Below are 25,367 nucleotides of genomic sequence, written 5' to 3' on the forward strand. Positions count from 1 at the left end.
CGACGGCCGGGATCAGTCGTCGTCGTCCATCATGTGGCCGTGCATCATGCCGGGCGGGGCGCCCTCCATCAGGATCTCGCGCTTGCCGGCGTGGTTGGCCGGCCCGACGATGCCCTCGACCTCCATGCGCTCCATCAGCGAGGCGGCCCGGTTGTAGCCGATCTGCAGGCGGCGCTGGATGTAGCTCGTCGAGGCCTTGCGGTCGCGCATCACCACCTGCACCGCCTGGTCGTAGAGGTCGGCGCCCGCATCGATGCCGCCGCCCGCATAGGCGCCCGCGTCGAAGATCGGCGCATCCGCCTCCTCGGTCTCGGCCGCCGCGGCCTTGTCGGCCTTGGACCCCTTGGCCGGCTTCTCGTCGCCCGATCCGTCATCGGCGGTGACGGCGTCGAGGTAGGACGGCCGGCCTTGGCGCTTGAGGTGGGCGACCACGCTCTCGACTTCCGAATCCGAGCAGAACGGCCCGTGCACGCGAGTGGTGCGCCCGCCGCCGGCCATGAACAGCATCGCCCATCTCGCCCAGGATCGTGCGCGAGTCGATCTTCGAGGTGACCTGGAAGCTGATCCGGGTCGGGAAGTTCGCCTTGATGGTGCCGGTGATGACGTCGACGGACGGGCGCTGCGTCGCCATGATCAGGTGGATGCCGGCGGCGCGGGCCATCTGGGCGAGACGCTGGATCGCGCCCTCGATGTCCTTGCCCGCCACCATCATCAGGTCGGCCATCTCGTCGACCACGATGACGATGTAGGGCAGGGCCGAGAGGTCCATCTCCTCGGTCTCGAACACCGGTTGGCCGGTCTCGCGGTTGAAGCCGGTGTGGATCTCGCGGGTGATGACCTCGCCCCTCGCACGGGCCTCGGCCATGCGGGCGTTGTAGCCGTCGATGTTGCGCACCGCGATCTTGGACATCTTCTTGTAGCGCTCCTCCATCTCGCGCACCGCCCATTTCAAGGCGATGACCGCCTTCTTGGGATCGATGACCACGGGCGAGAGCAGGTGCGGGATACCGTCGTAGACCGAGAGTTCGAGCATCTTGGGGTCGACCATGATCAGGCGGCACTCCTCCGGCTTCATCCGGTAGAGGAGGCTGAGGATCATGGTGTTGATCGCCACCGACTTGCCCGAGCCGGTGGTGCCGGCCACCAGCAGGTGAGGCATCTTGGCGAGATCGGCGATGATCGGCTCGCCGCCGATGTTTTTCCCTAAGCACAGGGCGAGCTTGTGCTTGCTCATCCCGAAGTCGGCCGAGGCCAGGAGTTCGCGCAGGTACACGGTCTCGCGCTTGTCGTTGGGCAGCTCGATGCCGATGACGTTGCGGCCGGGCACCACGGCGACGCGGGCCGAGACCGCCGACATCGAACGGGCGATGTCGTCCGACAGGCCGATGACGCGGCTGGACTTGGTGCCCGGCGCCGGCTCCAGCTCGTAGAGGGTCACCACCGGGCCGGGGCGCACGGCGAGGATGTCGCCGCGCACGCCGAAGTCCTGGACCGTCTGCTGCAGGTTGAGGGCGTTCTGCTCGAGCACGTCGGCATCGACCTCCTCGGTCCCGGTGGGGTCGGGCTCGGCCAGGAGTTCGAGGGAGGGCAGTTCGTAGTCGGCGTTCTCGACCACCGACATCGGCACGTGCCGGCCGGCGGGAATGAGGGTGGCGCGGTGATCGGGCAGGATCGCACGCGGGGCGTGGACGGCGGGCACCGGCTCCGGCGGAGCGGCGGCGGCAGGCACAGGCACCTCGGATGCCGGCCCTTCGGACGCCGGCACTTCGGACGCCGGCACTTCGGACGCCGGCACCTGGACCGCCGGCAGCTGGACCGCCGGTCCGGCGGCGACGGCGGGTGTCTCCTCGACGACCTCGACCGCGGCGGCCTTCGGGTTGCGCAGGAGGACGGGGCGCGGCGCCATCGCCACCGGCACGAAGGCCGGCGCTTCGGCGAGGGTTGCCGGGGCAAGCGCCGGGATCAGGAACGGGATCACCGCGGCGATCGGCTCGGCCGAACGCAGGAGAGGCTCGGCGACGTGGCCCGGAACGGACGATGCGGCAGGGGAGGGGGCTTCGGGGACCCGGTCCACGGTGGGTGCATCGGCCTGGGGCTTCGCTGCTGCCGGACGGATGGCGGCTCGCGCGGCCATCGCCGAGAGCGCAGCCGGCCGCTGCCGGGCACCGGCGGCGTTGTCCTGGCCGTCCGCCGGGCTCGGCACCGCCGAGGGCGCGAACCGCACGAGGCGGTCGATGCCGTAGGCGGGCGCGGCGGGCTCGACCGACGACGGCAGCGCGACATCCGGAGCGGACGGTTCGGGCACGACGACCTCGGGGATGATCACGACCTCGGGGAGAAACACGACCTCGGGGAGGATCACGACCTGCGCCGACGGGTCCTGGATGTCCGACCAGGCCTCGATGGCGGCGCCGTCCTGGCCGTCGAACCAGGTGCCCATGTCCGACCAGTCGGGCACGTCGGACCAGTCGGCGGCGATCGCCTCGGCCGGCTCGGGGGCCGGCGGGGCGACCACGGCCACCACGGCGGCCGGCTTGCGGTCGGGACTGCGGAAGAAGCGCACGCCGGGGGGCACGACGAAGGGCTGGCGCCACAGCGGCAGCGGCGCGGCGGGCGGCAGGGCCGCGGCATGGGCCGCCTGAGCCTGCTCCAGAGCCAGCGCCTCGGCGGCCTCGGCCTCCCTGCGGGCGGCGGCCAGGGCGTCGGCCTGCTCCTGGGCGGCCCGTTCGGCGTCGCGCACCCGCTGGCGGCGCTCCTGCAGCACGGGATCGGGGGTGCGGGTGTAGCGCACGACCTCTTCGGCCTCGGCGCCGAACGGCTGCGGGGCCGCCGCCGCGGTCCCGGCCTCGGGCATGATGGCGGCGGGCCGCCGCGGCGTGCGGATGAGGACGCGCGGACCCGAGGCGTCCTCGTCGATCCGGCTCTCGCCGCTGCGGGTCGCAGTGCGCAGCATGTCGGGCGTGGCGCGATCGTCGAAGACGTGGTCCGGCCAGGTCTGGGCCGTCGGGCCGTCGGCGACGCTGTCGCGCCCCAGGAGCGAGGCGGGCGAGGCGAGCCAGGTCTGGGCCGGCCGCGTGGCGGCCACCGAGAAGCCGGGGCGCTGGGCCGGGCCGGTGAGGCGCCGCGCGAGGCTCGCCCTCAGGCTGAGGAGCCGGTGCGCCAGGGCGCCCAGCGACAGGCCGGGGCGGTCGCCGCCGCGGCCGGGCCGGGAAGGATCACGATGGGAATAGGGAGGCCGTCCCGATGCGCGCATGATGTGCCGGATGAACTCGAACGGAGGCCCGCTTGCCCGATGAAGCGGTTCACGGTCAGTTAGGCGCAACGTCGTTAACAGACGCTTGAATAGCGCGGCCCGGCTCCGGTGGGTTCTCGAGGGAGGCCCCGCGTGCCGGCGGCGCTCTGGAGCGGGGACGCCGGAGCGCGTAGGGTCGCGCCACCCGCAACGACGAGGCCCCTGCCCCTTGGTCCAGCCCGTATCCGCCCAGACCTTCCGGTCGCTCTACGGCCAGGGTTTCGCCCGGATCGCCGCCTGCACCGGACACAGCGAGCCGGCCGATCCCGACCGCAACGCCGGGGCGATCCTGGCCCTGGCCCAGCGCTGCCACGAGGCGGGAGCCGCGGTGGCGGTGTTTCCCGAGCTCTGCGTCTCGGCCTACGCGATCGAGGACCTGCTGCTGCAGCAGACCCTCCTCGACGCCGTCGAGGCCGCCGTGGCGCGGATCGTGGCCGCCTCGGCCGACCTGATGCCGGTGCTGGTGGTGGGTGCGCCGCTGCGGTGGAAGCACCGGCTCTACAATTGCGCCCTGGCGATCCACCGGGGCACCCTCCTCGGGGTGGTGCCCAAGAGCTACCTGCCGAACTATCGGGAGTTCTACGAGAAACGCCATTTCGCCCCCGGCATCGGGGTGACCGGCCAGACCATCGCGGTGGCCGGGACCACGGCGCCGTTCGGCACCGACCTGCTGTTTGCGGCCGCAGACCTGCCCGGCCTCGTCCTGGCGATCGAGATCTGCGAGGACCTGTGGGTGCCGGCGAGCCCCGGCACCGCGGCGGCGCTGGCGGGCGCGACCGTGCTGGCCAACCCGTCGGGCAGTCCGATCACCGTGGGGCGGGCCGAATCCCGCGCCCTGCTCTCGCGGGCGGCCTCGGCGCGCTGCGTGTGCGCCTATGCCTATGCCGCGGCGGGCCTGGGCGAATCCACCACCGACCTGTCCTGGGACGGGCAGACCAGCATCGACGAGGTCGGCGTGCGTCTCGCCGAGGGCGAGCGCTTCTCGGGCGATCCGGTGGTGACGCTGGCCGACGTCGACCTCGACCTCATCGCGCAGGAGCGGCTCCAGGCCGGCAGCTTCGACGACAACGCCCGCGCCGAGGCGCGGCCCTACCGGCGCATCGGCTTCCGGCTCGACCCGCCGGCGGACGACCTCGGCCTGATGCGGCGGGTCGAGCGGTTCCCGTTCGTGCCTGCCGACCGCGGCCGCCTCGCCCAGGATTGCTACGAGGCCTACAGCATCCAGGTGGCCGGGCTCGTGCGCCGCCTCCAGGGAATCGGCGTGCGCAAGGTGGTGATCGGCGTCTCGGGCGGCCTCGATTCCACCCATGCGCTGATCGTGGCCGCCCGCGCCTTCGACCGGCTCGGGCTCCCGCGCGACCACATCCTCGCCTACACCCTGCCGGGCTTCGCCACCTCGGACGCCACCAAGGCCAACGCCCATGCGCTGATGGCCGCCCTCGGCGTGCGCGCGGCCGAGATCGACATCCGTCCCGCCGCCCGGCAGATGCTGGCCGACATGGACCACCCGTTCGGCCGCGGCGAGGCCGTCTACGACGTCACCTTCGAGAACGTGCAGGCGGGCCTGCGCACCGACTACCTGTTCCGGCTCGCCAACCACAACCACGCCATCGTGATCGGCACCGGCGACCTGTCGGAACTGGCGCTCGGCTGGTGCACCTACGGCGTCGGCGACCAGATGAGCCACTACGCCGTCAACGCCGGCGTGCCCAAGACCCTGATCCAGCACCTCATCCGCTGGGTCATCGGCGAGGGGCTGTTCTCGGCCGAGGCCGGCGCCATCCTGCGGGCGATCCTCGACACCGAGATCTCGCCCGAGCTCGTCCCGGTGGCGGAGGGCGAGACGCCACAGAGCACGCAGGCCACCATCGGCCCCTACGCGCTCCAGGACTTCTCGCTCTACTACACCCTGCGCCACGGCTTCCGCCCGTCGCGGATCGCGTTCCTGGCGCTCCATGCCTGGGGCGACCCCGCCGCCGGCGACTGGCCGCCGGACCTGCGCGCGGACGAGCGCCGGGCCTACGCCCTGCCCGAGATCCGGGCCTGGCTCGGGGTCTTCCTGAAGCGCTTCTTCGGCTTCAGCCAGTTCAAGCGGTCCGCCCTGCCCAACGGGCCGAAGGTCTCGGCCGGCGGCGCGCTCTCGCCGCGGGGCGACTGGCGCGCGCCCTCCGACGGAAACGCCAACGCCTGGATCGCCGAGCTCGAGCGCAACGTGCCCGAAACCTGAGGACCATGCTAAGGTCCCATTGTCGGGCGACAACCGCGACTCGAGGGTGGCCGAGCGGAAGGTGGTGCGATGCAGAGCTACAACGTGTTCTGCCTGAAGAGCGTGCGCGGCCTGTGCTGCGCGGTGCCCGAGACGTCCGCCGTGCCGCGCTTCCTCAAGGCGGACCGCTGGACCTTCGACGGCAAGCTCGACCAGGCCGGGCGGGTGCCGAGCGGCTTCGACGGCCAGGCGGCGCAGACGGGCGTGCGCTTCAACGGGTTCTACCTGTTCCAGACCACCGACATCCGTTTCTCGTGACGCGTCGACGGTTGCGACGAAACATTCTTAACGCGCGTCGTGCCAGGGTGCGCCATCGCGAAGTCGGAGACCGACGCCATGTCGGAGCATCGTAGGGAATTGCGCCAGAGGACCTTCCTCAAGGGGCGCATCATCTTCAACAACGGTTCGTCGAGCATGGACTGTCTCGTGCGGGACCTGTCGGCCTCCGGCGCGCGCCTGGCCATCAGCCAGACCGCCATCCTGCCCGAGTCGTTCGACCTCTACATCCCGGTCAAGGAGAAGACCTACCGCTCCAGCCTGCGCTGGCGGCGCAGCGACGGCATCGGCATCACCTTCATGGACGAGGGCGCGGCCAAGAGCGCCGAAGCCAGGAGCGTCGAGGCCAGGAGCGCCGAAGCCAAGGCTGCCGAGGCCAAGGCTGCCGAGGCCAAGGCTGGCGCCGAGGCGACATCGACGGCGGGCGAGGCCCACGCTCGGGAGCCGTCCGCCCCCGCCGCACCGGAACCCGCGGCGTCCGCGCAGGACGCCGCCGCGATGTTCGCCCTCGGGCGCCGGGTGAAGGAACTCGAGGCCGAGAACGCCGCCCTGCGCCAGACCCTCTCGAGCCTGCTCAAGTCCACCGCCGCCTGATCCGCGCGACCGGCGCCGTCATCCGAACTTCGCCTGAGCGCTTCCCAAAGCGGATCTCGGTCATCCTCAGGCGCCGCGGGCTCGGTGATACGGCTCCAACTTTATCGAACCGGAGCCCGTATCACGCCGCGAGCGCTGCCCGGATGCGCGCGGCATGCTCGGCCAGCCGCTCGGGATCGGCCATCCGCCCGGTGTGGCCGGTCAGCGCCACGCCCTCGTGGCGCGGCAGGATGTGGAAATGCAGGTGGAACACCGTCTGCCCGCCGGCCGGCTCGTTGTACTGGAAGATCGTCAAGCCATCGGCCGTGAAGGCCGCCTTGACCGCACGGGCGACGCGCTGGACCGTGGCCGCGACGGCGGCCAGCGAGGCCGGCTCCGCATCGAGCAGACCGCGCGCGGGGGCCTTGGGGATCACCAGGGTATGGCCCTCGGCCTGGGGCATCACGTCCATGAAGGCGAGGGTGTCGGCGTCCTCGTAGACCCGATGGGCGGGAATCTCGCCGCGCAGGATCCGGGCGAAGATGTTGGTGGGATCGTACGGGGTCGTCATGGCGTCCGGCTCCGGCTGATGGCGGCGGCACGATGCACAGGCGGGCCGCCGCCGTCCACTCCGCCGCGAACCGCGCGCGCCCTCGCGCGTTCGTCTGCGCAACGCGGCGACAAGGACATAGGATTTCATGGCTCACGAGAGCAACGGGGCCATCTACACCGCCGCGGGCGCCAATCTCGCCATCGCCGCGGCGAAGTTCGTGGGCGCCTTCTTCACGGGAAGCTCGGCGATGCTGGCCGAGGGCGTCCACTCCCTCGTCGATACCGCCAACCAGATCCTGCTGCTGATCGGCCTGAAGCGCGCCAAGCGTCCGGCCAACGCGCGCCACCCGTTCGGCTACGGCCGCGAGATCTATTTCTACGCCTTCATCGTGGCGCTGTTCATCTTCCTCGGTGGCGGCGCCTTCGCCATCTACGAGGGCATCCACAAGATCCAGCACCCGGAAGCGCCCGCCGATGCGGTGATCTGGGGCCGGACCGTTCCGGGCCTGTGGGTCAACCTCGCCATCCTCGGGTTCGCGGTGGTGGCCGAGGGCTACTCCTGCCTCGTGGCGATCAGGGCCTTCTGGAGCGAGAAGGGCAGCCGTCCGCCGATCACCGCGATCCGACGCAGCAAGGACCCGGCCCTGTTCACGGTGCTGGTGGAGGACGTCGCGGCCCTGCTCGGACTGCTGGTGGCCCTGGCCGGCGTCGTCCTCGCCCACGTCCTCGATTGGCCGGCCCTCGACGGCTGGTCCTCGGTGGGCATCGGCCTGATCCTGATCGGGATGGCGATCTTCCTGATGATCGAGACGCACGGCCTTCTCATCGGCGAGGCCGCCGACCCCGAACTCGTGACCGCCATCACGGCGGCCATGCGCGAGGAACCGGGCGTCCACCACGTCAACGCGGTGCTGACCCAGCACCTGGGCCCCCAGGACATCCTCGTGAACGTCAGCCTCGACATGGACGACGCCATGCGCGCGGGCGAGATCGAGGCCCTGGTCTCGCGCCTGGAGGCGACGCTCAAGCGCGAGCATCCCACCGTCACGCGGGTGTTCATCGAGGTCCAGTCGCGCCGCGACGCGGCGGCGACGCCGGTTCCCGCGTGAGGGCGGTCGTCAGGGTGCCGGTTCGGCCAGCGCCCGGGCCACATCCGCTTCGAAGTCGGCGGGCTTGGTCTGGGGCGGGTAGCGTCCGATCACGCGGCCGTCGCGGCCGACGAGAAACTTGGTGAAGTTCCACTTGATGCCGGTGGTGCCGAGCAGTCCGGGCTTCTCCGACTTCAGATGGGAAAAGACCGGGTCCGCCTCGGGGCCGTTCACGGCGACCTTGGCCATCACCGGGAAGCTGACCTCGTAGGTCAGGCTGCAGAACCGGGCGATCTCGTCGGCGTCGCCGGGCTCCTGCCCCCCGAACTGGTTGCAGGGAAACCCGAGCACCACGAGCCCTTCGGAGCGATGGCGCCGCCACAGTGCCTCCAGCCCCTCGTATTGCGGGGTGAAGCCGCATTTCGAGGCGGTGTTGACCACGAGCAGCACCTGGCCGCGGTGCCGGGACAGGGGATAGGGCGTGCCGTCGGCGCTCTTGGGCGCGAGGTCGTAGAGGGTGGTCACGGGGTGGCTGCTCCGGTGCGCCGCTCGACGAGGCTGGCGAGATAGGCGGCGCCGAGCGGAATGATGCCGTCGTCGAAGTCGTAGGCCGCGTTGTGGAGGTTGGCGCGCCCCTCCATGCCGATCCAGGCATAGCTGCCGGGCACCGCCGCCGCCATATCTGCGAAATCCTCGCTGCCCATGTGGGCGCGGGCGCGCCCGTTCACCGCCTCCGCCCCGAACAGGTCGCGGGCGATCTGTGTCGCCGCCTCGGTCTCGGCCGGGGCGTTGACGAGCACCGAGAACACGTCCCGGAGCTCCACTTCGATCCGGGCGCCGTAGGCTGTCGCCAACCCCGCAGCGAGGTCGCGGATGCGGGTGGCGATCAGGCTGCGCAGGGCCGGATCGAAGCTGCGCACGGTCCCGGCCAGATGCGCCTCCTCGGGGATGACGTTGTAGGCGGCGCCCGCATGGATCCGGGTGATCGACACGACCGCGCTCGCCAGCGGATCGGCGTTGCGCGCGACGATGGACTGCATCGCCTGGGCCAGGGCGGTGGCCACCAGGATCGGGTCGACGGCGCGGTTGGGCTGGGCCGCGTGGGCGCCGCGCCCGACGACGCGGATGTCGAAGAAATCCGCCGCCGCCATCGCCGGCCCTGGGCAGAACTCGATGCGCCCGCGGGCGAGGTTGGGGGCGTTGTGGAGCCCGTGGACCTCGTCGCAGGGGAAGCGCGCGAACAGGTGATCGGCGATCATGGCCCGCGCGCCCCCGAGCCCCTCTTCCGCAGGCTGGAAGATGAAGAGGGCGGTGCCGGAAAAATCGCGGGTCTCGGCGAGGTAGCGGGCGGCGCCGAGCAGCATGGTGGTGTGGCCGTCGTGGCCGCAGGCGTGCATCTTGCCGGGGATCGTCGAGCGATAGGGCAGGTTCGTCGCCTCCTCGATCGGCAGGGCGTCCATGTCGGCCCGCAGGCCGATGCGGCGCCCGGCGGGCGAGCGCCCCTCCAGCACCCCGACGACCCCGGTCCCGCCGATGCCGCGATGGACCGCGATGCCGTAGGCTTTGAGATGCGCGGCGACGATGCCGGCCGTGCGCACCTCCTCGAAGCCGAGTTCGGGATGGGCGTGGAGGTCGCGGCGCAGGGCCGTCAATTCGTCGGCGAAGGCGGCGATGCGGTCGATCGGGCTCATGCGTCGTCCTCCTTGTCCGAGCCCGCGGCGCGCCGGAACGGCGTCATGGTCCCGAGGACGTCGGCGGCCTCGGCGACGTGGTCGCGCTCGCGCACCAGATAGTCCGCCACCGCCCGGCGCAGGGCGGGATCGGCGATGTCGTGGGCCGAATGCATCAGCACCGGCCGGTAGCCCCGGGCGAGCTTGTGCTCGCCCTGCGCCCCCGCCTCCACCCGCTTCAGGCCGCGGGCCAGGGCGAAATCGATGGCCTGGTAGTAGCAGACCTCGAAATGCAGGAAGGGATGGTCCTCCGCGCAGCCCCAGTTGCGGCCGTAGAGGGCGACGTCGCCGATGAGGTTGATGGCCCCGGCGATGTAACGCCCCTCGCGTTTGGCCATCACCAGCAGGATGCGCTCGGGCATGCGCTCGCCGATGAGCGCGAAGAAGCGCCGGTTGAGGTAGGGCCGCCCCCATTTGCGCGCGCCGGTGTCGACGTAGAAGTCGTAGAACGCGTCCCAGACCGCCTCGGTGAGAGCGGCGCCGGTGAGGTGCTCGATGGTGATGCCGTTGGCCAGGGCGTCGCGGCGCTCGCGCCGGATCGCCTTGCGCTTGCGCGAGGCCAGCGCCCCGAGGAAATCCTCGAAGTCGGCGTAGCCGGCGTTGTCCCAGTGGAACTGCTGGTCGACCCGCTGCAGGAAGCCCAGGGCCCCGGCCGCCTCCCACTCGCCCTCCTGCATGAAGGTGACGTGGATCGAGGAGGCCTCGGTCTCCTGGCGCAGGGCGCGCAGGCCCGCGACGAGGGCGGCGCGCGCGAGGTCCGGATCCTGCCCCGGCGCTATCAGGAAGCGCGGCCCGGTGACGGGGGTGAAGGGCACGCTGACCTGGAGCTTCGGATAATAGCTGCCGCCGGCCCGCTCGTAGGCATCGGCCCAGCCGTGGTCGAACACGTATTCGCCCTGGCTGTGCGATTTCAGGTAGCAGGGGACCACGCCCAGGAGGGTGCCCTCCTGCTCCACCGAGACGTGCAGCGGCAGCCAGCCGGTCCGGCGGGAGACGCAGCCGGAATCCTCCAGCGCGGAGAGAAAGGCGTGGCTGACGAACGGGTTGTGGGTCTCGTCGCCACCCGCGAGCGTCTCGGCGGAAGTGGCACAGGCGTCCCATCGCGCGGCCGGGATCTGGGCGAGACCCGTGAGCGGGCGCACCTGCAGTTCCGCCGGTGACGTGGGCGCCTCGTCCGGAGTTTTCATCCTGTCCAATCTAGCCCCATCCCGTCCAATCTAGCCCGATGACGGGGGCGAGCAAGCGGACGCCGGCATCCCCGCCGTCGCAGGGCCCGGCGATGCCGGCGGCGCGGAGTGCGCCGAGCGCCCTTGCCACGTCGGTGGCCGGCGAACGCGGGGAGCGGCTAGGGACGAAACCCCTCGAACACCATCTGATCGGCGTGGGCCGACGCCAGCGCGCGCTGGTCCGGGGTGCGCACCGTCCAGGTCATCACCGGCATCCCGCCGAGACGGCGGCAGAGGTGGGTGGCCGCGCAGGGGAGATCGTCGACCCGCCAGGACAGGAAGTCCGGCCGACTCTCGGAGAAATGCAGCAGGTCGGACAGCGACCGGCGCAGGCTCGGCGCCAGGGCGGCATAGGAGGGGTCGTCCTGGTTGGTCTCGCCCACGATCCCGCGGGGGATCGCCGGGGCGAGGTCGGCGAGCGCCGCGACGAGGGTCGGATCGAACGACTTGACCGCCACCGGCCCGTCCTGGCCGGACACCACCTCGGCCACGCGCCGCACCAGCCGCAGGTCGCCCATGAACCGCGACTTCACCTCGACGACGAGGGGCACCCGACCGCCGATGGCCCAGAGGAACGCGGACAGGGTGGGAATGCGCTCCCCGGTGCCGGCCACGCCGAGCCGGCCGAGCGCCGCCGCGTCGAGGGCCGCGACGGGGTCGCCGACATCGGTGAGCCGGCCGAGCGCCACGTCGTGGAACACCATCGCCTCGCCGTCGGCGCTGAGCTGGACGTCGCATTCGATGGCGTAGCCGCCGGCGACCGCGGCCTGCGCCGCGGCGAGGGTGTTCTCTGGGATGCCGGCGGCGCGGTCGTGCAGGCCGCGATGGGCGATCGGCCGGGCGGTGAGCCAGGCCGGGGCGTTGGCTGCCATCACTTCACCTCGAACATCGCCTCGACCTCGACGGCGGCGTCCAGCGGCAGCCCGGCCACGCCGACGGTGGATCGGGCGTGGCGGCCGCGGTCCCCCAGCACGGCGACCATCAGGTCGGATGCGCCGTTCATGATCGGCGCGAGCGCATGGAAGCCGGCGGCGGCGTTGATGAAGCCGCCCAGGCGCAGGCACTGGACGACGCCGCGGTCGAGGTCGCCCACCGCCGCCTCCACCTGTGCCAGGACGTTGAGGGCGCAGAGCTTGGCCGCCTCGAACCCGGCCTCGGTGGAGACGCCCTCGCCGAGCTTGCCCTTGTGCGCCGGGGCGATGGTGCCGTCGGGCCCGAAACAGATCTGGCCCGAGACGATGACGAGATTGCCGCTGCGGATGAAGGGAACGTAGTTGGCCACGGGGGCTGCGGCCTTGGGCAGGGTGAGGCCGAGATCGGCCAGGCGTTGCGTGACGGTGCTCATCGGGGCTGGGATCTCCTGGGGCACGAAGCGCGGAAGGCGCGCCGCTGCGCGGCTCTGAACACGGCCGGTGGGACGGATGCAACCCGGAACCGGCCGCGCCTGGCGTCCCTCACCCGGCGTACCTCACCCCGGCCCTCGATGACCGGGAGCCCTTCCTGCTCGCGATGGCGCAGCGGCGGCCGGATGACGAGGCGTCGGCGGCTCTGGATTCCGGGTTCTCCTGCGGCGCCCCGGAACGACCGGGCACGAGGATTTCCCGGTTCGGGTCACATTTCGGGCGTCGGTCGTCGACCTCGGTTCGGAGCCTGCCGGCGAGGCACGCGATTGACAGAACCAGCCATGTCTCTAGTAATCGCGCGCGTGCCGCCCCGTTTCGAGGCGGCATTGTCATTTCCGGCGGCCGCTGTCCCCGATCGCGCATTCACGGAGACGAACACGTGACATCCGCCCTTCTGCCGACCTATGCCCGGGCTCCCATCGCCTTCGAGCGGGGAGAGGGCGCCTGGCTCGTGACGGAGGGCGGCGAGCGCTACCTCGACTTCGGCGCGGGCATCGCGGTCAACGCGCTGGGCCACGCCCACCCCCACCTCGTCGAGGCCCTGACCGCGCAGGCGGCCAAGCTGTGGCACACCTCCAACCTGTTCCAGATCCCGCAGGGCGAGCGCCTCGGGCGGCGCCTCGTGGACGCGACCTTCGCGGACACGGCCTTCTTCTGCAATTCCGGGGCGGAGGCCAACGAGGCCGCCATCAAGATGGCGCGCAAGTACCATGCGGCCGGCGGCGCGCCGGAGCGGTGGCGCATCGTCACCTTCGAGGGCGCCTTCCACGGTCGCACCCTGGCGACGCTGGCCGCCGGCGGGCAGCAGAAGTACATCGAGGGCTTCGGGCCCAAGGCCGACGGCTTCGACCAGGTGCCGTTCGGCGACCACGAGGCGCTGCTCGCGGCCATCGGCCCGGAGACGGCGGCCCTGATGATCGAGCCGATCCAGGGGGAGGGCGGCATCCGCTCGGTGCCGCCGCAGTGCCTGCGCGGCCTACGCGAGTTGTGCGACGCGCGCGGCCTGCTGCTCATCATGGACGAGGTCCAGACCGGGGTCGGGCGCACGGGCAGGCTGTTCGCGCACGAATGGGCCGGCATGGCCCCCGACATCATGAGCGCGGCCAAGGGCATCGGCGGCGGCTTCCCCCTCGGGGTCTGCCTCGCCACCGCCGAGGCCGCCCGCGGCATGACGGCCGGCAGCCACGGCACCACCTTCGGCGGCAACCCCCTCGCCATGGCGGTGGGCAACGCCGTCCTCGACGTGGTGCTGGCCGACGGCTTCCTCGACCACGTCCAGCGCATGGGGCTCCTGCTCAAGCAGCGCCTCGCCGCGCTCAAGGACCGCCACCCCCATATCGTCGCCGAGATCCGCGGCAGCGGCCTGCTGCTGGGGCTCAAGCTCAACGTGCCCAACACCGATTTCGCCGCCGCGGCCCGCGACCACCACCTGCTGGTGATCCCCGCCGGCGACAACGTGGTCCGGCTGTTGCCTCCGCTGATCGTCACGGATGCCGACGTCGAGGCGGCCGTGGAGCGTCTCGAGGCGACCGCGGCCGGCCTCGAGCGCGACATCCGCGGCGCCGCCGCGTGAGCCTCCCGACGCAGACGTGATCCCGTCGTGAGCGACGGGCCTCATTTTCCAACCGGACGACCGGAACCCGGACGCATCGAACGGGGTCCTCATCGGGGCCGGACAAGTTGAAGAACGGACAGATGACGACGACGACCTCCGGGACCGCCACAGCCGCCAGCCAAGCGGGTCCCCGCCACTTCCTCGACCTCAAGGATTTCTCCGGGGAGGACCTGCGCGCGATCCTCGACTCCAGCGCCGCCATGAAGGGCCGCCGCCGCAAGGGCGAGGTCGCGGCCGAACGGCCCCTCACCGGTCGGATGCTGGCGATGGTGTTCGACCGCCCCTCCACCCGCACCCGGGTCTCCTTCGACGTGGCGATGCGCGAGCTCGGCGGCGAGACGCTGATGCTCACCGGCAAGGAGATGCAGCTCGGGCGCGGCGAGACCGTGGGCGACACCGCCCGCGTGCTGTCGCGCTACATCGATGCGATCATGATCCGCATCCTCGACCACGACCTGATGCTCGAACTCGCCGAGCATGCCGAGGTGCCGGTGATCAACGCGCTCACCAAGGTCTCGCACCCCTGCCAGATCATGGCGGACGTCATGACCTTCGAGGAGCACCGCGGGCCGATCCGGGGCCGCACCATCGCCTGGTCGGGGGACGCCAACAACGTGCTCGCCTCCTGGGCGCATGCGGCCGCGCGCTTCGACTTCACCCTCAACGTCGCCGCCCCGCCCGACCTGTCGGTTCCCCCCGACCTGATCGCCTGGGCGAAGGCCGAGGGCGCGCGCCTCAACCTCACCACCGATCCCTACGAGGCGGTGGCGGGTGCGGACGCGGTGGTGACCGACTGCTGGGTCTCCATGGGCGACGAGGACGAGCATTCCCGCCACGCCCTGCTCATGCCCTACCAGGTCGATGCCCGCCTGATGAAGGCGGCGGCCAAGGACGCGCTGTTCCTCCATTGCCTGCCGGCCCACCGCGGCGAGGAGGTCACCGCCGAGGTGATCGACGGGCCGCAGTCGGTGGTGTTCGACGAGGCCGAGAACCGGCTGCACGCGCAGAAGGGGATCCTGGCCTGGTGCCTGGGGGCGGGCGGGGCCTGAACCCAGGGTTGGGGATGGTCTTGCAGCGGCGGCGGCGAAGGACCGATACGTCGGAACACCGACGGGAGTGGCCTTGACTGTGTTGACATCGTGTATACGATTTGTCGATGGAAGCGCGGTCTTCGGACCTTCCAGACGACGGAGGCGTCCATGAGTGTCGATGGCCTTCCGCCGCGACGCGGCTCCACGATCAACCTGCGCATCGAGGGCGAGACGCGCGATCTGATCGATAGCGCAGCCTCGGTCCTCGGCAAGACGCGGACCGAGTTCATGATCGATACCGCACGCCGCCATGCCGTCGACGTTCTGCTGGACCAGCGCCTGTTCGTGCTGGACGACGCACGGCACGCCGCCTTCGTATCGGCCCTCGACGCACCGCCGTCGCCTGGCCCCCGGCTGACCGCGCTGATGCGCAAGACACCGCTTTGGGACAGGTGAGCGATGCTCGGGCGCCCAGTGCCGCTCGGAGCGCATCACATCCTGGACCGCTTCGCATGCGGGCGGCCCGTGCTCGACGATTGGCTGAAGAACCAAGCCCGTCGCAGCGAAGGGAAGTTCGCCCGTACCTACGTCGTGTGCGAAGACGATGTCGTGGTAGGCTACTACTGCGTCTCGGCTGGAACGGTGGAGCGCGCAGGCGCCCCGGGGCGGCTGCGGCGCAATGCTCCCGAGCCGATCCCGGTCTCGATCCTCGGTCGCCTGGCGGTCGACCTTACCCATGCCGGTCGCGGGCTCGGCGCGGACCTACTCGCGGATGCTTTCCGGAGGATCGCGCAGGCCGCCGAGATCATCGGGATCGGCGCCGTCATGGTCCATGCCCTCGATGAGGCCGCGCTGGCGTTCTATCGACGGCAGGCGGAGTTTCTGGCCTTTCCGGACGGGTCACGCACCCTGTTCCTTCCCATCGGGACGATCTCGGGCAGCCTGTGACGCGGGCCGGCAGGCTTGTGTGTGATACCAAGGCGCGACACGTCATCCACGGTCAGTCACGGGCGGGCGGCAGCCTTCGAAGGGTCGATTGCGTTCCTTCGGCATCGGGTTCCCGCATGACCCTGCAGCACCGTTCCACGAGCCGAAGGGAGGGGCCATGGCCTCCGGACACGAGACATCCGCCGTCATCGAGGGCGAGGACGACGTCGCCCTGCCGTTTTCGGTGGAGGCGCTGGACGTGCGCGGCCGCGTCGTGCGCCTAGGCGCGTCCGTCGACACCATCCTGCGCCGGCACGGCTATCCCGATCCGGTGGCGCGGCTGCTGGGCGAGGCGGCGGCACTGACGGTGCTGCTCGGCTCGTCGCTGAAGTTCGAGGGCCGTTTCCAGCTCCAGACCCGCACCGACGGCCCGGTGGAGATGATCGTCGTCGATTTCGAGGCGCCCGATTCCTTGCGCGCCACCGCCCGCTTCGACGCGGCGCGGATCTCGGCCCTGGGCGTGCCGCCGCTCAAGAGCGAGGACCTGATCGGGCAGGGGCATCTGGCCATGACCATCGACCAGGGCTCCGAGCGCAGCCGCTACCAGGGCGTGGTGGCGCTGGAAGGCCAGAGCCTGGAGGAGGCGGCCCACCAGTACTTCCGCCAGTCCGAGCAGATCCCGACGCAGGTGCGCCTGGCCGTGGCCGAACGGTTCGAGGACGGCGTCACCAGCTACCGGGCCGGCGGCCTGCTCGTGCAGTTCCTGCCCCAATCCATCGACCGCGCGCGGTTGGCCGACCTGCCGCCGGGCGACATCCCCGAGGGCCACCTCCATGTCGGCGGCGGGACGGCGCCCGAGGACGACGCCTGGGTCGAGGCGCGCTCGCTGGTCGCCACCGTGGAGGACCACGAACTCGTCGATCCCACCGTGTCGTCGCAGCGGCTGCTCTACCGCCTGTTCCACGAGCGCGGCGTCCGGGTGTTCGAGGCGCAGGGCGTGCGCGAGCGATGCCGCTGTTCGTCCGAGCGGGTCCTCGGGATGATCCGCTCGTTCTCGGTGCAGGAACGCCGCGACATGGTCGCCGACGACGGCCGCATCGGCATCACCTGCGAGTTCTGCTCGCGCCGCTACGATCTCGATCCGGCGGAGGTCGAGGCGGACGGCGGCGCGCACTGACGTCGACCGGACGGCCCGAGACTCGACCGAGACCCGGGCTCTCGCCGTCACGCGCGAGGTCTGTCGTCACGCATGCCGTCATCTTGCGATGCGAGATGACAGGACGTCGTTTTTCTTGCCGGCGGAAACGAACGGTTTTGCCCCGTTCGACGTTTCGGATCCCTGAAGATCTGGGAGGAACGTCGATGAAGAAGATCGGATTGGGTCTCGCCGCATTACTGATGTCGACATCGGTCTATGCACAAGGTGCCGGCACGGCGGCCGGCGGCAGCGCCGCGCGCGAGGGTGCGGGCGCCAGTGGGCAAGTCAGCGGCGGTGGGCAGGGCAACGCCGGGCAGGGCAACGCCTCGCAGGGAATGGGCCAGAAGGCGTCCGAGGGACGCGCGGGCGCATCGGCCAAGCAGGACAATGCCCAGCCGGGTCCGGCGGGGCGTGACGCCGCGGGCGCGGATTCCGGCAAGCGCGATGCGTCCAGGCAGGATTCCGGCAAGACGGAGGGCAGATCCGGCGGTGAGGCCTCCGACCGTCGCGACACCGCGGGCCGCGACGGCGGACGCGACGAGAGGGCCGAGCGGCGCGGTGGACGCGACGGCATGCGCGGCGACCGTGACGACCGGTCGGTGAGCCGCCGTAGCGAGCGCCGGATCGACACCCGGGTGGAGGGACGCACCCGCACCAGCCAGCGCACCGTGCTGCTGGGCGGCCGGCGCGTCGTCTATGGCTCGCCCGAGTATCGGCGCCTCGTGGTGATCGAGCGTCGCCGCGGCGGCAATCGCTACGTCGAGGGCGGCCGCCGCCGCTACGTCACCATCCGCGGCCAGCGCGTCGTCTACGGCTCGCCGCAGTACCGGCGCCTCGTCACCGTCAGCGAGACCACCAAGCGCCGTCCCGGCTCGCGCTACGTGGTGGTTCGCGGCCAGCGCGTCGTCTACGGCTCGCCGCAGTATCGACGCCTGACCGTGACCACCCGCGAGCGTGGCGGCGTGTCCGTGGGCGCGCGTTTCAGCGAGCGCGCGCGCGGTGGCGTGGAGGTGCGCAACAGCGTCTCGACGCGCAGCGAGTCCCGCGAGGAGCGCCGCACCGGGGGTGGCATGCGCAACGAGGGCGGGCGTAACGAGGCCGGCCGCGGCGACATGAACCGCCGCGACGAGAACCGCAACGGGCAGGGCCGGGCCGAGCGGTCCGGCAATGCCGGCCGCGAGGGCGGTTCCGAGCAGCAGGGCATCCGCAACGCCGCCGATCGCGGCGGGGCCGACGCCGACAAGGGCACCACGAACGCCGGCGGCCGCTCCATGGGCGGGAATTCCGAGGGCGGTCGCGGCTCCGAGGGCGGTCGCGGCGGTGCTGCCGGTCAGTCCGCGCCGGGTGGCGCACCGCGCAACTGATCGCTCGCGACAGGTCCGACTCCCCGAAGAGCCGGAGCGGCAGCCAGCCGCTCCGGCTCTTCCACGTCGTCTCCGCGGGGCCCCGGAAGAACCGTCAGCTCTTGAGCACCGGCTCGGCGATCTCGCCGCCGCCCCGGCGCGCCAGGTAAGCCGGCTGGAACAGGCACATCCGCACCGCGTCGCGGTACTTGCCGTTCACGAAGAACTCGTCCTTGAGGATGCCCTCGGGTTCGAAGCCGCAGCGTTCGTAGATGCGCACCGCGCGGGCATTGTCGCGATCCACATGCAGGTAGAGCTTGTGGATGTTGAGGACGCTGAAGGCGTAGTCCATGGCGATCCGGGTGGCGCGGGGCGCATAGCCCTGCCCCTGGAAGGCGGGGTGGATCGCGATCTGGAATTCGCAGCGCCGGTGGAGGTGGTTGATCTCCACGAGCTCGACGAGGCCGGCGGGCGCGCCGTCGGAATTGGCGATGATGAAGCGCCGCTCGGTCTGGTTGTGGATGTTGCGCTCGTAGAGCTGCGCCAGTTCGGCGAAGGACTCGTAGGCCTCCTCGAACCAGTAGCGCATGATGCTGTCGTTGTTGTTGAGCTGATGCACGAACATCAGGTCCTCGCGCTCCAGCGGCCGGAGCTTGACCGGGCCGTCGGCGGCGATGGTGCGGGGGGTGACGGTTCTCATGACGGGACGGCCCTCACGAACCCGCGCAGTCGGCGGCGAGGCGGCGCATGAAGGCGGCGCCCGCCTCCAGGGCCGCGAGGGTGATGAATTCGTCGGGTTGGTGGGCCTGGTCGATGGAGCCGGGCCCGCACACCACGGTGGGGATGCCCGCCGCCTGGAAGCGGCCGGCCTCGGTGGCATAGGGCACCGAGATCGTGTGGTTGCGCCCCGCCAGCCGCAGCGCCAGCCGCTCGGCGTCGGAACCGGGCTCGGGCGCCAGCCCCGGCACCGCCACCTCCTCCAGGGTCTCGATGCGCCCGAACGGGCCGTAGCGGTTGAGCCGGTCGCGGGTGACGGCGGCGACCCTCGCCTCGAACAGGGCCGGGATCTCGGCCATGTCGAGGTCGGGCAGGCCGCGGAACTCCCAGTGGAAGGTGCAGACCTTGGGCAGGATGTTGCGGGCCGTGCCGCCGTGGATCGTACCCACGTGGACCGTGGTGGCCGGCGGGTCGAACCGGCCCGAGGCGTCGCCCCGCGCGATCATCGCGTCGGCGATGCGGTTGAGCTCAGACACGAGGTCGGCCGCCGCCATCACGGCGTTGGCCCCGAGCATGGGCTTGGCGGAATGGGCCTCGTGCCCGTGGACGGTGGTGAGATAGGTGACGATGCTCTTGTGGGCGTCGGCCACCTCCATGTCGGTGGGCTCGCCGACGACGACCGCGCCGGGCCGGGGCAGATCGGCGCCGAACCGGGCGATGGTGTCGGCCACCCCGAGGCAGGTGGTCTCCTCGTCGTAGGACAGGAGGATGTGGATCGGCCGCTTGAGGCCTGCGGCGAGGAAGTCCGGCACGGCGGCGAGCGCCAGGGCGCAGAAGCCCTTCATGTCGACGGCCCCGCGGCCGATGGCCCGCCCGTCCTCCACCCGCAGGGCGAAGGGGTCGCCGGTCCAGGCCTGGCCCGTGACGGGGACGACGTCGGTATGGCCCGAGAGCACGACGCCGCCGTCGACCCTGGGGCCGAGGGTGGCGAAGATCGCGGCCTTGTCGCCGGCCGCGTTGGGCACGCGCACCGTGGGCACGCCCCAGCCCGCGAGGTAGTCGCAGACCATGTCGACGAGGGGCAGGTTGGTCTTCGAACTCTCGGTGTCGAACGCGACGAGGCGTTCGAGCAGCTCGAGGTGCGTCAGCCGCCGTCCGTGCGCGGACATGACGGTCAGTGGACGCTGCGACGGACGTGCGGCGAATCGAGGGAGAAGGCCGGGATCTCGGCCTCGAAGCTTTCGCCGGCGTGTGTCGCCATGGTGTAGCTGCCGGCCATGAGCCCGTCCGGCGTCGTGAGCGGGCAGCCGCTGGTGTAGCTGAACGATTCGCCCGGATCGAGCACCGGCTGCTTGCCGACGACCCCGGCGCCGCGCACCTCCTGGCAGGCGCCGCGCCCGTCGATGATGCGCCAGTGGCGCGAGCGCAGCTGCACCGGCTCGGAGCCGTTGTTCACGATCTCGACGGTGTAGGCGAAGAAGTAGCGGCTCTCGCTCGGGGAGGATTCCTCCTCCACGAAGCGGGGCTCGACGGTCACGCTGATGCCGCGCGTCTGGGCCTTGTACATGGCTGAAAGAAGCTCCTGACCCGCATCGTCCGGGCTCGCGCCGCCAACGCGACAGGGATGTGATGCCGTGGTACGTCCGCCCGAAAACCGCGTCAATCGGTACGGCGACCGATCCCCGCCGAGGACCCAATCCGTGCGTCAGGAGACCCGGCCCATCGCGCCGACCGACATGGCCCCGGTGCGGCTCGTCCCCTTCGACGCGCTCCTCGGGGCGCTCGGCCTCGGCGGTCTCGCCCTCGGGTTCGCCTGGGTCGATCCCGAGGGCAACCGCTGGCCCGCCGGCGCCCTGATCGGGGCGCTTCTGGTCGACGGGCTCGGTCGCCTGGCCGGGCGCATCGCGGCCCGCCGCAGCCCCGGCCACGGGGCGATGGCGATGGCCTCGCTCATCCTGCTGCCCGATCGCGCCGTGCCGGCGGTGGCCGTCGCGCTGGCCGCCGCCGCGATCGCCTGGGGGGAGGGATTTCCGGTGATGGCGAGCCTCGTGGCCGGCCTCCTGGCGATGGGCGGCATCGCGCGCCTGGCCATCGTGCGCCGGATTCTCGCCGGGGAGACCGCCGACGATCCCGAACCCTGACCGGACGCCCGCGGGTAAACGCGGTTTACGGGGATTTAAGCGTTCTGCCGCCTAGGTGGGGAAGGGCTCGGGTGGGGAAAGGCTTGCCGGCCCACCGACCGGGCCGGACGGGAACGCGGGCTGAACGGCATGAGCACACGGCGCGAGTCCCAGGCCCCGACCGTCCCCGGCATCCTGTCGGCGCAGGGCATCGCCGCCTTGACCGAGGCCGGCGGCATCCTCCCCGCCACGCCCTTCGCCCACGACCAAATCCAGCCGGCCAGCCTCGACCTGCGGCTCGGGAGCCGGGTCTACCGGGTCCGCACCAGCTTCCTGCCGGGCAACCGCGCGGTGGCCTCCTGCATCGAGGCCTTCGCCCTGCACGAGATGGACCTGACCGGCGGCGCCGTCCTGGAGACCGGCTGCGTCTTCATCGCCGAGTTGCAGGAGGGCCTCGCCCTGCCCCCCGACATCTCGGCCGGCGCCAACCCCAAGAGCTCCACCGGGCGCATCGACGTCTTCACCCGGGTCATCACCGACGGGGGGGCCGCCTTCGACCAGGTCGAGGCCGGCTACCACGGCCCGCTCTATGCCGAGATCTCGCCGCGCACCTTCCCGGTGAAGGTGCGCACCGGCTCGCGCCTGTCGCAGATCCGCTTCCGGCGCGGCGAGGTCCGGCTCACCGACACCGAACTCGCCGCCCTCCATGCCCGCTCGCCGGTGGTGAACAGCGCCGCGCCTTCGTTCCAGGGGGGTGTCGCCGTCTCGGTGGACCTCTCCGGCTTCGACGGGCTGATCGGCTACCGGGCGCGGCGCCATACCGGCCTCGTCGACGTCGATGCGCCGGGCCGCCACAGGGTGGCCGATTTCTGGGAGCCGATCCCGGCGGACGCGTCGCGCGCGCTCATCCTCGATCCGGGCCAGTTCTACATCCTGGCCTCGAAGGAGGCGGTGCAGGTGCCGCCCGACCACGCCGCCGAGATGGTGCCGTTCGATCCGCTGGTGGGCGAATTCCGGGTGCATTACGCCGGCTTCTTCGATCCCGGCTTCGGCCATGCCAGCGCCGGCGGCGCCGGCGCGCGGGCGGTGCTCGAGGTGCGCTCGCGCGACGTGCCGTTCCTGCTCGAGGACGGACAGGTGGTGGGCCGCCTCGTCTACGAGCGCATGGCGCAGGTTCCGACCACCCTCTACGGCTCCGGGGCCGGCTCGAACTACCAGGCCCAGGGCCTCAAGCTGTCGAAGCACTTCGTCTGAGGACGACCGCCCTCAGGGAACCGCCGGGCGCTGGACCGGCCCCTTGCGGGCGGGCGGCTTCGCGGCCTCGACCTCCGACACGGCCGGATCGCCGGCCAGGACCGGCAGCATGTCGAGGCTGAGGGGCGGGGGCGCCGGCCGCGCGGCCGTTCTGGCGGGCGGCGGCACCGCGAGCGGAGTTGCCGGAGGCGAGACGACGGAGGGAGTCGGCGCCGGGGCAGCGGGTTTGGATGGATCGACGGCCACCGCCGTCCGAACCGGCGGCATCGCAGCCGGGGGCTGACCCGGCGCCGGCCTGGCGATGGGGACGACGGCCACGGGGCGCGGCTCGATCCGCTTCACCTCGGGTTGGGCGGCGGCGGTGAGGACCGGCTTTCGCCCGACGAAGGACGGGATCGCCAGGGCCGACACCACCGCGACCGCGACGAGCGCCGGAACGATCAGACGCTCCAACGGCCGGCGCCGCGACACCGAACGCAGCGGACCGGCGGCGAGCCGTCGCCCGAACGGAAGGCGCCAGCGCCGCGAGATGTCGAGGTCCGCCTCGTCCTGACTGTGTCCCGCCATGCCGAGCCCCCGCCCGCATTGTCATCGCTATGACTGACGGAACTATAGAGCCGCCGGAGACGAGTCAATTTCTGGACGGTAAACCGACATGGACAAGCCGTCGACTGACGAAACTTCCGCCGGACTTGGAGCGCACCGCCCTCACCGGTCGCCGACGCAGCCGGAGACTCTAGACGTCGGCCGCGGCACGGTCGACGAACCATCGCACCGGCCCGCGGACACGGGCGGCCGGCAGGTCCTCGCCCGCCGCCAGCCGCGCGAGCGGGTCGCGTTTTCCCGGCCCGCTGACGAGGAGCAGCACCGAACGGGCGGAAGCCAGGGCGGGAAAGGTCAGGCTGACGCGGGGCACGAACGGGGTCATCCCGGCCTCGGGCACCGCCACCACCCAGGCCGTGGTCTCCTCCAGGGCGGGCTGGCCGGGAAACAGCGAGGCGACGTGGCCGTCCTCGCCGAGACCGAGCAGGACGAGGTCGAACAGGGGGCGAGCCGGATCGAGGGTCTCGGCACCGTAGAACGCCTTGAGCGCCGCCTCGTAGCGGCCGGCGGCGGCCTGCGGGCCGTCCGCCATCGGGATCGGATGGAACTGGCCGGCGGGGATGGCGCTCGCCGGCCCGAAGGCCTCGCGCGCCATGCGGACGTTGCTCAGGTCATCCTCGGCAGCCACGGCGCGGTCGTCGCCGAAGAACCAGTGCAGGCGCGACCAGGGGAGGTCGGCATACTCCGCCCCGGCGAGCGCCGTGTAGAGACGCCGGGGCGTCGAGCCGCCCGACAGGCACACGGCGATGCGCCCGTGCGGCGCCGAGGCGCACAGGGCCCGCAGGTGGTCGGCGGCGGCCCTGGCCACCGCGTCGGCGTCGTCGAACAGGACCGTGCCCTGGGGGAGGGGGATCATCGCGAAGCACCTCGCTGAGGCCGAGTGAGGCTGGATTGCCGATGCCCCGGGATCGCCGGCATGGGCAATTGGAGTGATCTTCGGCGGGACGACGCTCAGGTCGGCTCCCGGTGCCCGCCGAAGCCCTTCCGCATCGCCGAGAGCAGCTTGTCGGCGTAGGAGGCGTCCTCGCGGGAGCGGAAGCGGGCGTAGAGGGCCGCCGAGAGCACGTTGGCGGGCACCGATTCCTCGATGGCCGCATTGAGCGTCCAGCGCCCTTCCCCGGAATCGGCGACGAAGCCGGAGAACCCGGCCAGGGTCTCGTCGGCCGCCAGCGCCCCGGCGGTGAGGTCGAGGAGCCAGGACGAGACCACGCTGCCCCGGCGCCAGACCTCGGCGATGTCGCCCAGATCGAGGTCGAACCGGTGCGCCTCGGCCAGGTCCGGGGAGTCGGCATGCCGGAGGATGTCGAACCCCTCGGCGTAGGCCTGCATCAGCCCGTACTCGATGCCGTTGTGGACCATCTTGACGAAATGGCCGGCCCCGCTCCGGCCGGCATGGATGTAGCCTTGCTCGGCGCGCGGGTCGCGGCCCTCGCGGCCCGGCGTCTTGGGGATGGCGCCGGCGCCGGGAGCGAGAGTGCGGAAGATCGGGTCGAGGCGCTCGACGGCGGCGGTCTCGCCGCCGATCATCATGCAATAGCCGCGCTCCAGCCCCCAGACCCCGCCCGAGGTGCCGACGTCGACGTAGGAAATGCCCTTCGGCTTCAGGTCGGCGGCGCGGCGCACATCGTCCTTGTAGAAGGAGTTGCCGCCGTCGATGACGATGTCGTCGGCCGCCATCAGGGCGCCGAGCCGGGTCACCGTGCCGTCCGTGATCTCGCCGGCCGGCAGCATCACCCAGGCGGCACGGGGGGCGTCGAGCTTGGCGACGAGGTCGTCCAGGCTGTCGGCGCCGGTCGCCCCCTCGGCCACCAGGGCCGCGACCGCATCGGGGTCCCGGTCGAACACCACCGCCGTGTGCCCGTCGCGCATGAGCCGCCGGACGATATTGCCGCCCATCCGGCCGAGACCGATCATACCGAGTTGCATGGGTGATCTCCCTCTGAGGAAGCATCATGGACCCTGCGGCCCACGATGCGTGCCAACCCTTGTCCTACCGATCCGCCCGTCCCCGAGGCGCCGCAGCGAAGCGAAGGCCTCGAAGGAGCCCTCCCGTTCGCGCCGTCGTCCCTGGAGCCCTCCTTCGAGGCCCGCCGAGGCGGGCACCTCGGGACGAGGTGGTGGAGGGGAACGACCGGACCGCGGTGGATAGCCCC

Annotated in this window: 23 protein-coding genes and 2 pseudogenes; 12 read left to right on the top strand and 13 right to left on the bottom strand. The window is 71.6% G+C overall.

Translation table 11 applies throughout. From position 1 onward, the window contains the following. Positions 1–12 precede the first annotated feature (12 nt). Positions 13–3,253, bottom strand: a pseudogene (locus ASF39_RS14845) (DNA translocase FtsK). 208 nt (positions 3,254–3,461) lie between these two features. Here ASF39_RS14845 and ASF39_RS14850 point away from each other — a divergent pair. The 3 genes and pseudogenes from ASF39_RS14850 to ASF39_RS22440 form a co-directional block, all read left to right on the top strand. Beyond that, entirely contained in the window at positions 3,462–5,519 is a 2,058-nt protein-coding gene (locus ASF39_RS14850; protein ID WP_056285284.1) for an NAD(+) synthase, read from the top strand. Between the two features lie 69 nt (positions 5,520–5,588). Beyond that, the gene (locus ASF39_RS14855; RefSeq protein WP_055885092.1) at positions 5,589–5,816 is read left to right on the top strand and encodes a hypothetical protein; all 228 of its coding nucleotides are present in this window, start codon (positions 5,589–5,591) and stop codon (positions 5,814–5,816) included. Positions 5,817–5,894: 78 nt separating this feature from the next. Continuing rightward, positions 5,895–6,140: pseudogene (locus ASF39_RS22440) on the top strand (PilZ domain-containing protein); the annotation flags it as partial. Positions 6,141–6,549: 409 nt separating this feature from the next. Here ASF39_RS22440 and ASF39_RS14865 read toward each other — a convergent pair. Continuing rightward, positions 6,550–6,978, bottom strand: coding sequence for an HIT family protein (locus ASF39_RS14865; protein ID WP_056285286.1), 429 nt, complete (start codon positions 6,976–6,978; stop codon positions 6,550–6,552). A 127-nt stretch (positions 6,979–7,105) separates the two neighbouring features. Here ASF39_RS14865 and ASF39_RS14870 point away from each other — a divergent pair, with 127 nt between their 5' ends. Continuing rightward, complete coding sequence (locus tag ASF39_RS14870; protein ID WP_056285289.1) at positions 7,106–8,068, top strand: cation diffusion facilitator family transporter; 963 nt, start codon at positions 7,106–7,108, stop codon at positions 8,066–8,068. Positions 8,069–8,077: 9 nt separating this feature from the next. On the opposite strand, the gene ASF39_RS14875 is transcribed toward ASF39_RS14870, so the two are convergent. From ASF39_RS14875 to ASF39_RS14895, 5 genes are all read right to left on the bottom strand, one after another. Beyond that, a complete protein-coding gene (locus ASF39_RS14875; RefSeq protein WP_056285293.1) occupies positions 8,078–8,572 on the bottom strand; it encodes a glutathione peroxidase in 495 nt (164 codons plus the stop codon). Continuing rightward, positions 8,569–9,738 carry a M20 aminoacylase family protein gene (locus tag ASF39_RS14880; protein ID WP_056285296.1) on the bottom strand — a complete coding sequence of 390 codons (1,170 nt, stop codon included), beginning with the start codon at positions 9,736–9,738 and terminating at the stop codon, positions 8,569–8,571. The genes ASF39_RS14875 and ASF39_RS14880 overlap by 4 nt, the downstream gene beginning before the upstream one ends. Further along, complete coding sequence (locus ASF39_RS14885; protein ID WP_056285299.1) at positions 9,735–10,964, bottom strand: GNAT family N-acetyltransferase; 1,230 nt, start codon at positions 10,962–10,964, stop codon at positions 9,735–9,737. Before ASF39_RS14885 ends, ASF39_RS14880 begins: the two co-directional genes overlap by 4 nt. A 158-nt stretch (positions 10,965–11,122) precedes the next feature. Continuing rightward, a complete protein-coding gene (locus ASF39_RS14890; RefSeq protein ID WP_056285302.1) occupies positions 11,123–11,875 on the bottom strand; it encodes a glycerophosphodiester phosphodiesterase family protein in 753 nt (250 codons plus the stop codon). After that, entirely contained in the window at positions 11,875–12,348 is a 474-nt protein-coding gene (locus tag ASF39_RS14895) for a RidA family protein (protein ID WP_056285304.1), read from the bottom strand. Before ASF39_RS14895 ends, ASF39_RS14890 begins: the two co-directional genes overlap by 1 nt. A gap of 437 nt (positions 12,349–12,785) precedes the next feature. On the opposite strand from ASF39_RS14895, the gene ASF39_RS14900 reads away from it, so the two are divergent. The 6 genes from ASF39_RS14900 to ASF39_RS14925 all read left to right on the top strand — a co-directional run bounded on the left by ASF39_RS14900 (position 12,786) and on the right by ASF39_RS14925 (position 18,541). After that, positions 12,786–13,979 carry an aspartate aminotransferase family protein gene (locus ASF39_RS14900; protein WP_055889020.1) on the top strand — a complete coding sequence of 398 codons (1,194 nt, stop codon included), beginning with the start codon at positions 12,786–12,788 and terminating at the stop codon, positions 13,977–13,979. Positions 13,980–14,101: 122 nt separating this feature from the next. Further along, on the top strand, positions 14,102–15,070 hold the full coding sequence (argF, locus tag ASF39_RS14905) for an ornithine carbamoyltransferase (RefSeq protein WP_055889433.1): 969 nt from the start codon (positions 14,102–14,104) through the stop codon (positions 15,068–15,070). A gap of 150 nt (positions 15,071–15,220) precedes the next feature. Continuing rightward, positions 15,221–15,508 (top strand): DUF1778 domain-containing protein, encoded by a 288-nt coding sequence (locus tag ASF39_RS14910; protein ID WP_056285307.1) that lies wholly within the window; start codon positions 15,221–15,223, stop codon positions 15,506–15,508. 18 nt (positions 15,509–15,526) lie between these two features. Beyond that, on the top strand, positions 15,527–16,000 hold the full coding sequence (locus tag ASF39_RS14915; protein WP_348271523.1) for a GNAT family N-acetyltransferase: 474 nt from the start codon (positions 15,527–15,529) through the stop codon (positions 15,998–16,000). A gap of 157 nt (positions 16,001–16,157) precedes the next feature. Beyond that, entirely contained in the window at positions 16,158–17,156 is a 999-nt protein-coding gene (locus tag ASF39_RS14920) for an Hsp33 family molecular chaperone (RefSeq protein ID WP_056285313.1), read from the top strand. 185 nt (positions 17,157–17,341) lie between these two features. Then, positions 17,342–18,541, top strand: coding sequence for a hypothetical protein (locus tag ASF39_RS14925; protein WP_156648515.1), 1,200 nt, complete (start codon positions 17,342–17,344; stop codon positions 18,539–18,541). A gap of 94 nt (positions 18,542–18,635) precedes the next feature. Here ASF39_RS14925 and speG read toward each other — a convergent pair whose 3' ends face one another. The 3 genes from speG to apaG are packed head-to-tail and all read right to left on the bottom strand — an operon-like array spanning position 18,636 to position 20,804. After that, complete coding sequence (speG, locus tag ASF39_RS14930) at positions 18,636–19,220, bottom strand: spermidine N1-acetyltransferase (protein ID WP_055889035.1); 585 nt, start codon at positions 19,218–19,220, stop codon at positions 18,636–18,638. Positions 19,221–19,233: 13 nt separating this feature from the next. Further along, on the bottom strand, positions 19,234–20,406 hold the full coding sequence (gene argE, locus ASF39_RS14935; protein WP_056285318.1) for an acetylornithine deacetylase: 1,173 nt from the start codon (positions 20,404–20,406) through the stop codon (positions 19,234–19,236). 5 nt (positions 20,407–20,411) lie between these two features. Next, positions 20,412–20,804: a Co2+/Mg2+ efflux protein ApaG gene (apaG, locus tag ASF39_RS14940; protein ID WP_056285323.1), complete on the bottom strand. Its 393-nt coding sequence runs from the start codon at positions 20,802–20,804 to the stop codon at positions 20,412–20,414. Between the two features lie 133 nt (positions 20,805–20,937). On the opposite strand from apaG, the gene ASF39_RS14945 reads away from it, so the two are divergent. Together ASF39_RS14945 and ASF39_RS14950 are read left to right on the top strand one after the other, a co-directional pair. Next, on the top strand, positions 20,938–21,378 hold the full coding sequence (locus tag ASF39_RS14945; protein ID WP_056285326.1) for a hypothetical protein: 441 nt from the start codon (positions 20,938–20,940) through the stop codon (positions 21,376–21,378). 129 nt (positions 21,379–21,507) lie between these two features. Continuing rightward, positions 21,508–22,611 carry a 2'-deoxycytidine 5'-triphosphate deaminase gene (locus ASF39_RS14950; protein ID WP_056285328.1) on the top strand — a complete coding sequence of 368 codons (1,104 nt, stop codon included), beginning with the start codon at positions 21,508–21,510 and terminating at the stop codon, positions 22,609–22,611. A gap of 12 nt (positions 22,612–22,623) precedes the next feature. On the opposite strand, the gene ASF39_RS22590 is transcribed toward ASF39_RS14950, so the two are convergent. The 3 genes from ASF39_RS22590 to gnd all read right to left on the bottom strand — a co-directional run bounded on the left by ASF39_RS22590 (position 22,624) and on the right by gnd (position 25,140). Then, positions 22,624–23,178 (bottom strand): hypothetical protein, encoded by a 555-nt coding sequence (locus tag ASF39_RS22590; protein WP_056285332.1) that lies wholly within the window; start codon positions 23,176–23,178, stop codon positions 22,624–22,626. 169 nt (positions 23,179–23,347) lie between these two features. Next, the gene (gene pgl, locus ASF39_RS14960; protein WP_056285333.1) at positions 23,348–24,070 is read right to left on the bottom strand and encodes a 6-phosphogluconolactonase; all 723 of its coding nucleotides are present in this window, start codon (positions 24,068–24,070) and stop codon (positions 23,348–23,350) included. A 95-nt stretch (positions 24,071–24,165) separates the two neighbouring features. After that, complete coding sequence (gene gnd, locus ASF39_RS14965) at positions 24,166–25,140, bottom strand: phosphogluconate dehydrogenase (NAD(+)-dependent, decarboxylating) (RefSeq protein ID WP_056285336.1); 975 nt, start codon at positions 25,138–25,140, stop codon at positions 24,166–24,168. Positions 25,141–25,367 lie beyond the last annotated feature (227 nt).

The organism is Methylobacterium sp. Leaf108, from assembly GCF_001423265.1.
Taxonomy (GTDB): domain Bacteria; phylum Pseudomonadota; class Alphaproteobacteria; order Rhizobiales; family Beijerinckiaceae; genus Methylobacterium.

Excerpts from the sequence above, each read along its gene's own strand:
- ASF39_RS14870 (WP_056285289.1), top strand. The coding sequence starts at position 7,106 with ATGGCTCACGAGAGCAACGGGGCCATCTACACCGCCGCGGGCGCCAAT.
- ASF39_RS14920 (WP_056285313.1), top strand. The coding sequence starts at position 16,158 with ATGGCCTCCGGACACGAGACATCCGCCGTCATCGAGGGCGAGGACGAC.
- ASF39_RS14925 (WP_156648515.1), top strand. The coding sequence starts at position 17,342 with ATGAAGAAGATCGGATTGGGTCTCGCCGCATTACTGATGTCGACATCG.
- pgl (WP_056285333.1), bottom strand. The coding sequence starts at position 24,070 with ATGATCCCCCTCCCCCAGGGCACGGTCCTGTTCGACGACGCCGACGCG.
- speG (WP_055889035.1), bottom strand. The coding sequence starts at position 19,220 with ATGAGAACCGTCACCCCCCGCACCATCGCCGCCGACGGCCCGGTCAAG.
- ASF39_RS14895 (WP_056285304.1), bottom strand. The coding sequence starts at position 12,348 with ATGAGCACCGTCACGCAACGCCTGGCCGATCTCGGCCTCACCCTGCCC.
- ASF39_RS14950 (WP_056285328.1), top strand. The coding sequence starts at position 21,508 with ATGAGCACACGGCGCGAGTCCCAGGCCCCGACCGTCCCCGGCATCCTG.
- ASF39_RS14910 (WP_056285307.1), top strand. The coding sequence starts at position 15,221 with ATGAGTGTCGATGGCCTTCCGCCGCGACGCGGCTCCACGATCAACCTG.
- ASF39_RS14880 (WP_056285296.1), bottom strand. The coding sequence starts at position 9,738 with ATGAGCCCGATCGACCGCATCGCCGCCTTCGCCGACGAATTGACGGCC.
- ASF39_RS14890 (WP_056285302.1), bottom strand. The coding sequence starts at position 11,875 with ATGGCAGCCAACGCCCCGGCCTGGCTCACCGCCCGGCCGATCGCCCAT.
- argF (WP_055889433.1), top strand. The coding sequence starts at position 14,102 with ATGACGACGACGACCTCCGGGACCGCCACAGCCGCCAGCCAAGCGGGT.
- argE (WP_056285318.1), bottom strand. The coding sequence starts at position 20,406 with ATGTCCGCGCACGGACGGCGGCTGACGCACCTCGAGCTGCTCGAACGC.
- gnd (WP_056285336.1), bottom strand. The coding sequence starts at position 25,140 with ATGCAACTCGGTATGATCGGTCTCGGCCGGATGGGCGGCAATATCGTC.
- apaG (WP_056285323.1), bottom strand. The coding sequence starts at position 20,804 with ATGTACAAGGCCCAGACGCGCGGCATCAGCGTGACCGTCGAGCCCCGC.
- ASF39_RS14885 (WP_056285299.1), bottom strand. The coding sequence starts at position 10,964 with ATGAAAACTCCGGACGAGGCGCCCACGTCACCGGCGGAACTGCAGGTG.
- ASF39_RS14865 (WP_056285286.1), bottom strand. The coding sequence starts at position 6,978 with ATGACGACCCCGTACGATCCCACCAACATCTTCGCCCGGATCCTGCGC.
- ASF39_RS14855 (WP_055885092.1), top strand. The coding sequence starts at position 5,589 with ATGCAGAGCTACAACGTGTTCTGCCTGAAGAGCGTGCGCGGCCTGTGC.
- ASF39_RS22590 (WP_056285332.1), bottom strand. The coding sequence starts at position 23,178 with ATGGCGGGACACAGTCAGGACGAGGCGGACCTCGACATCTCGCGGCGC.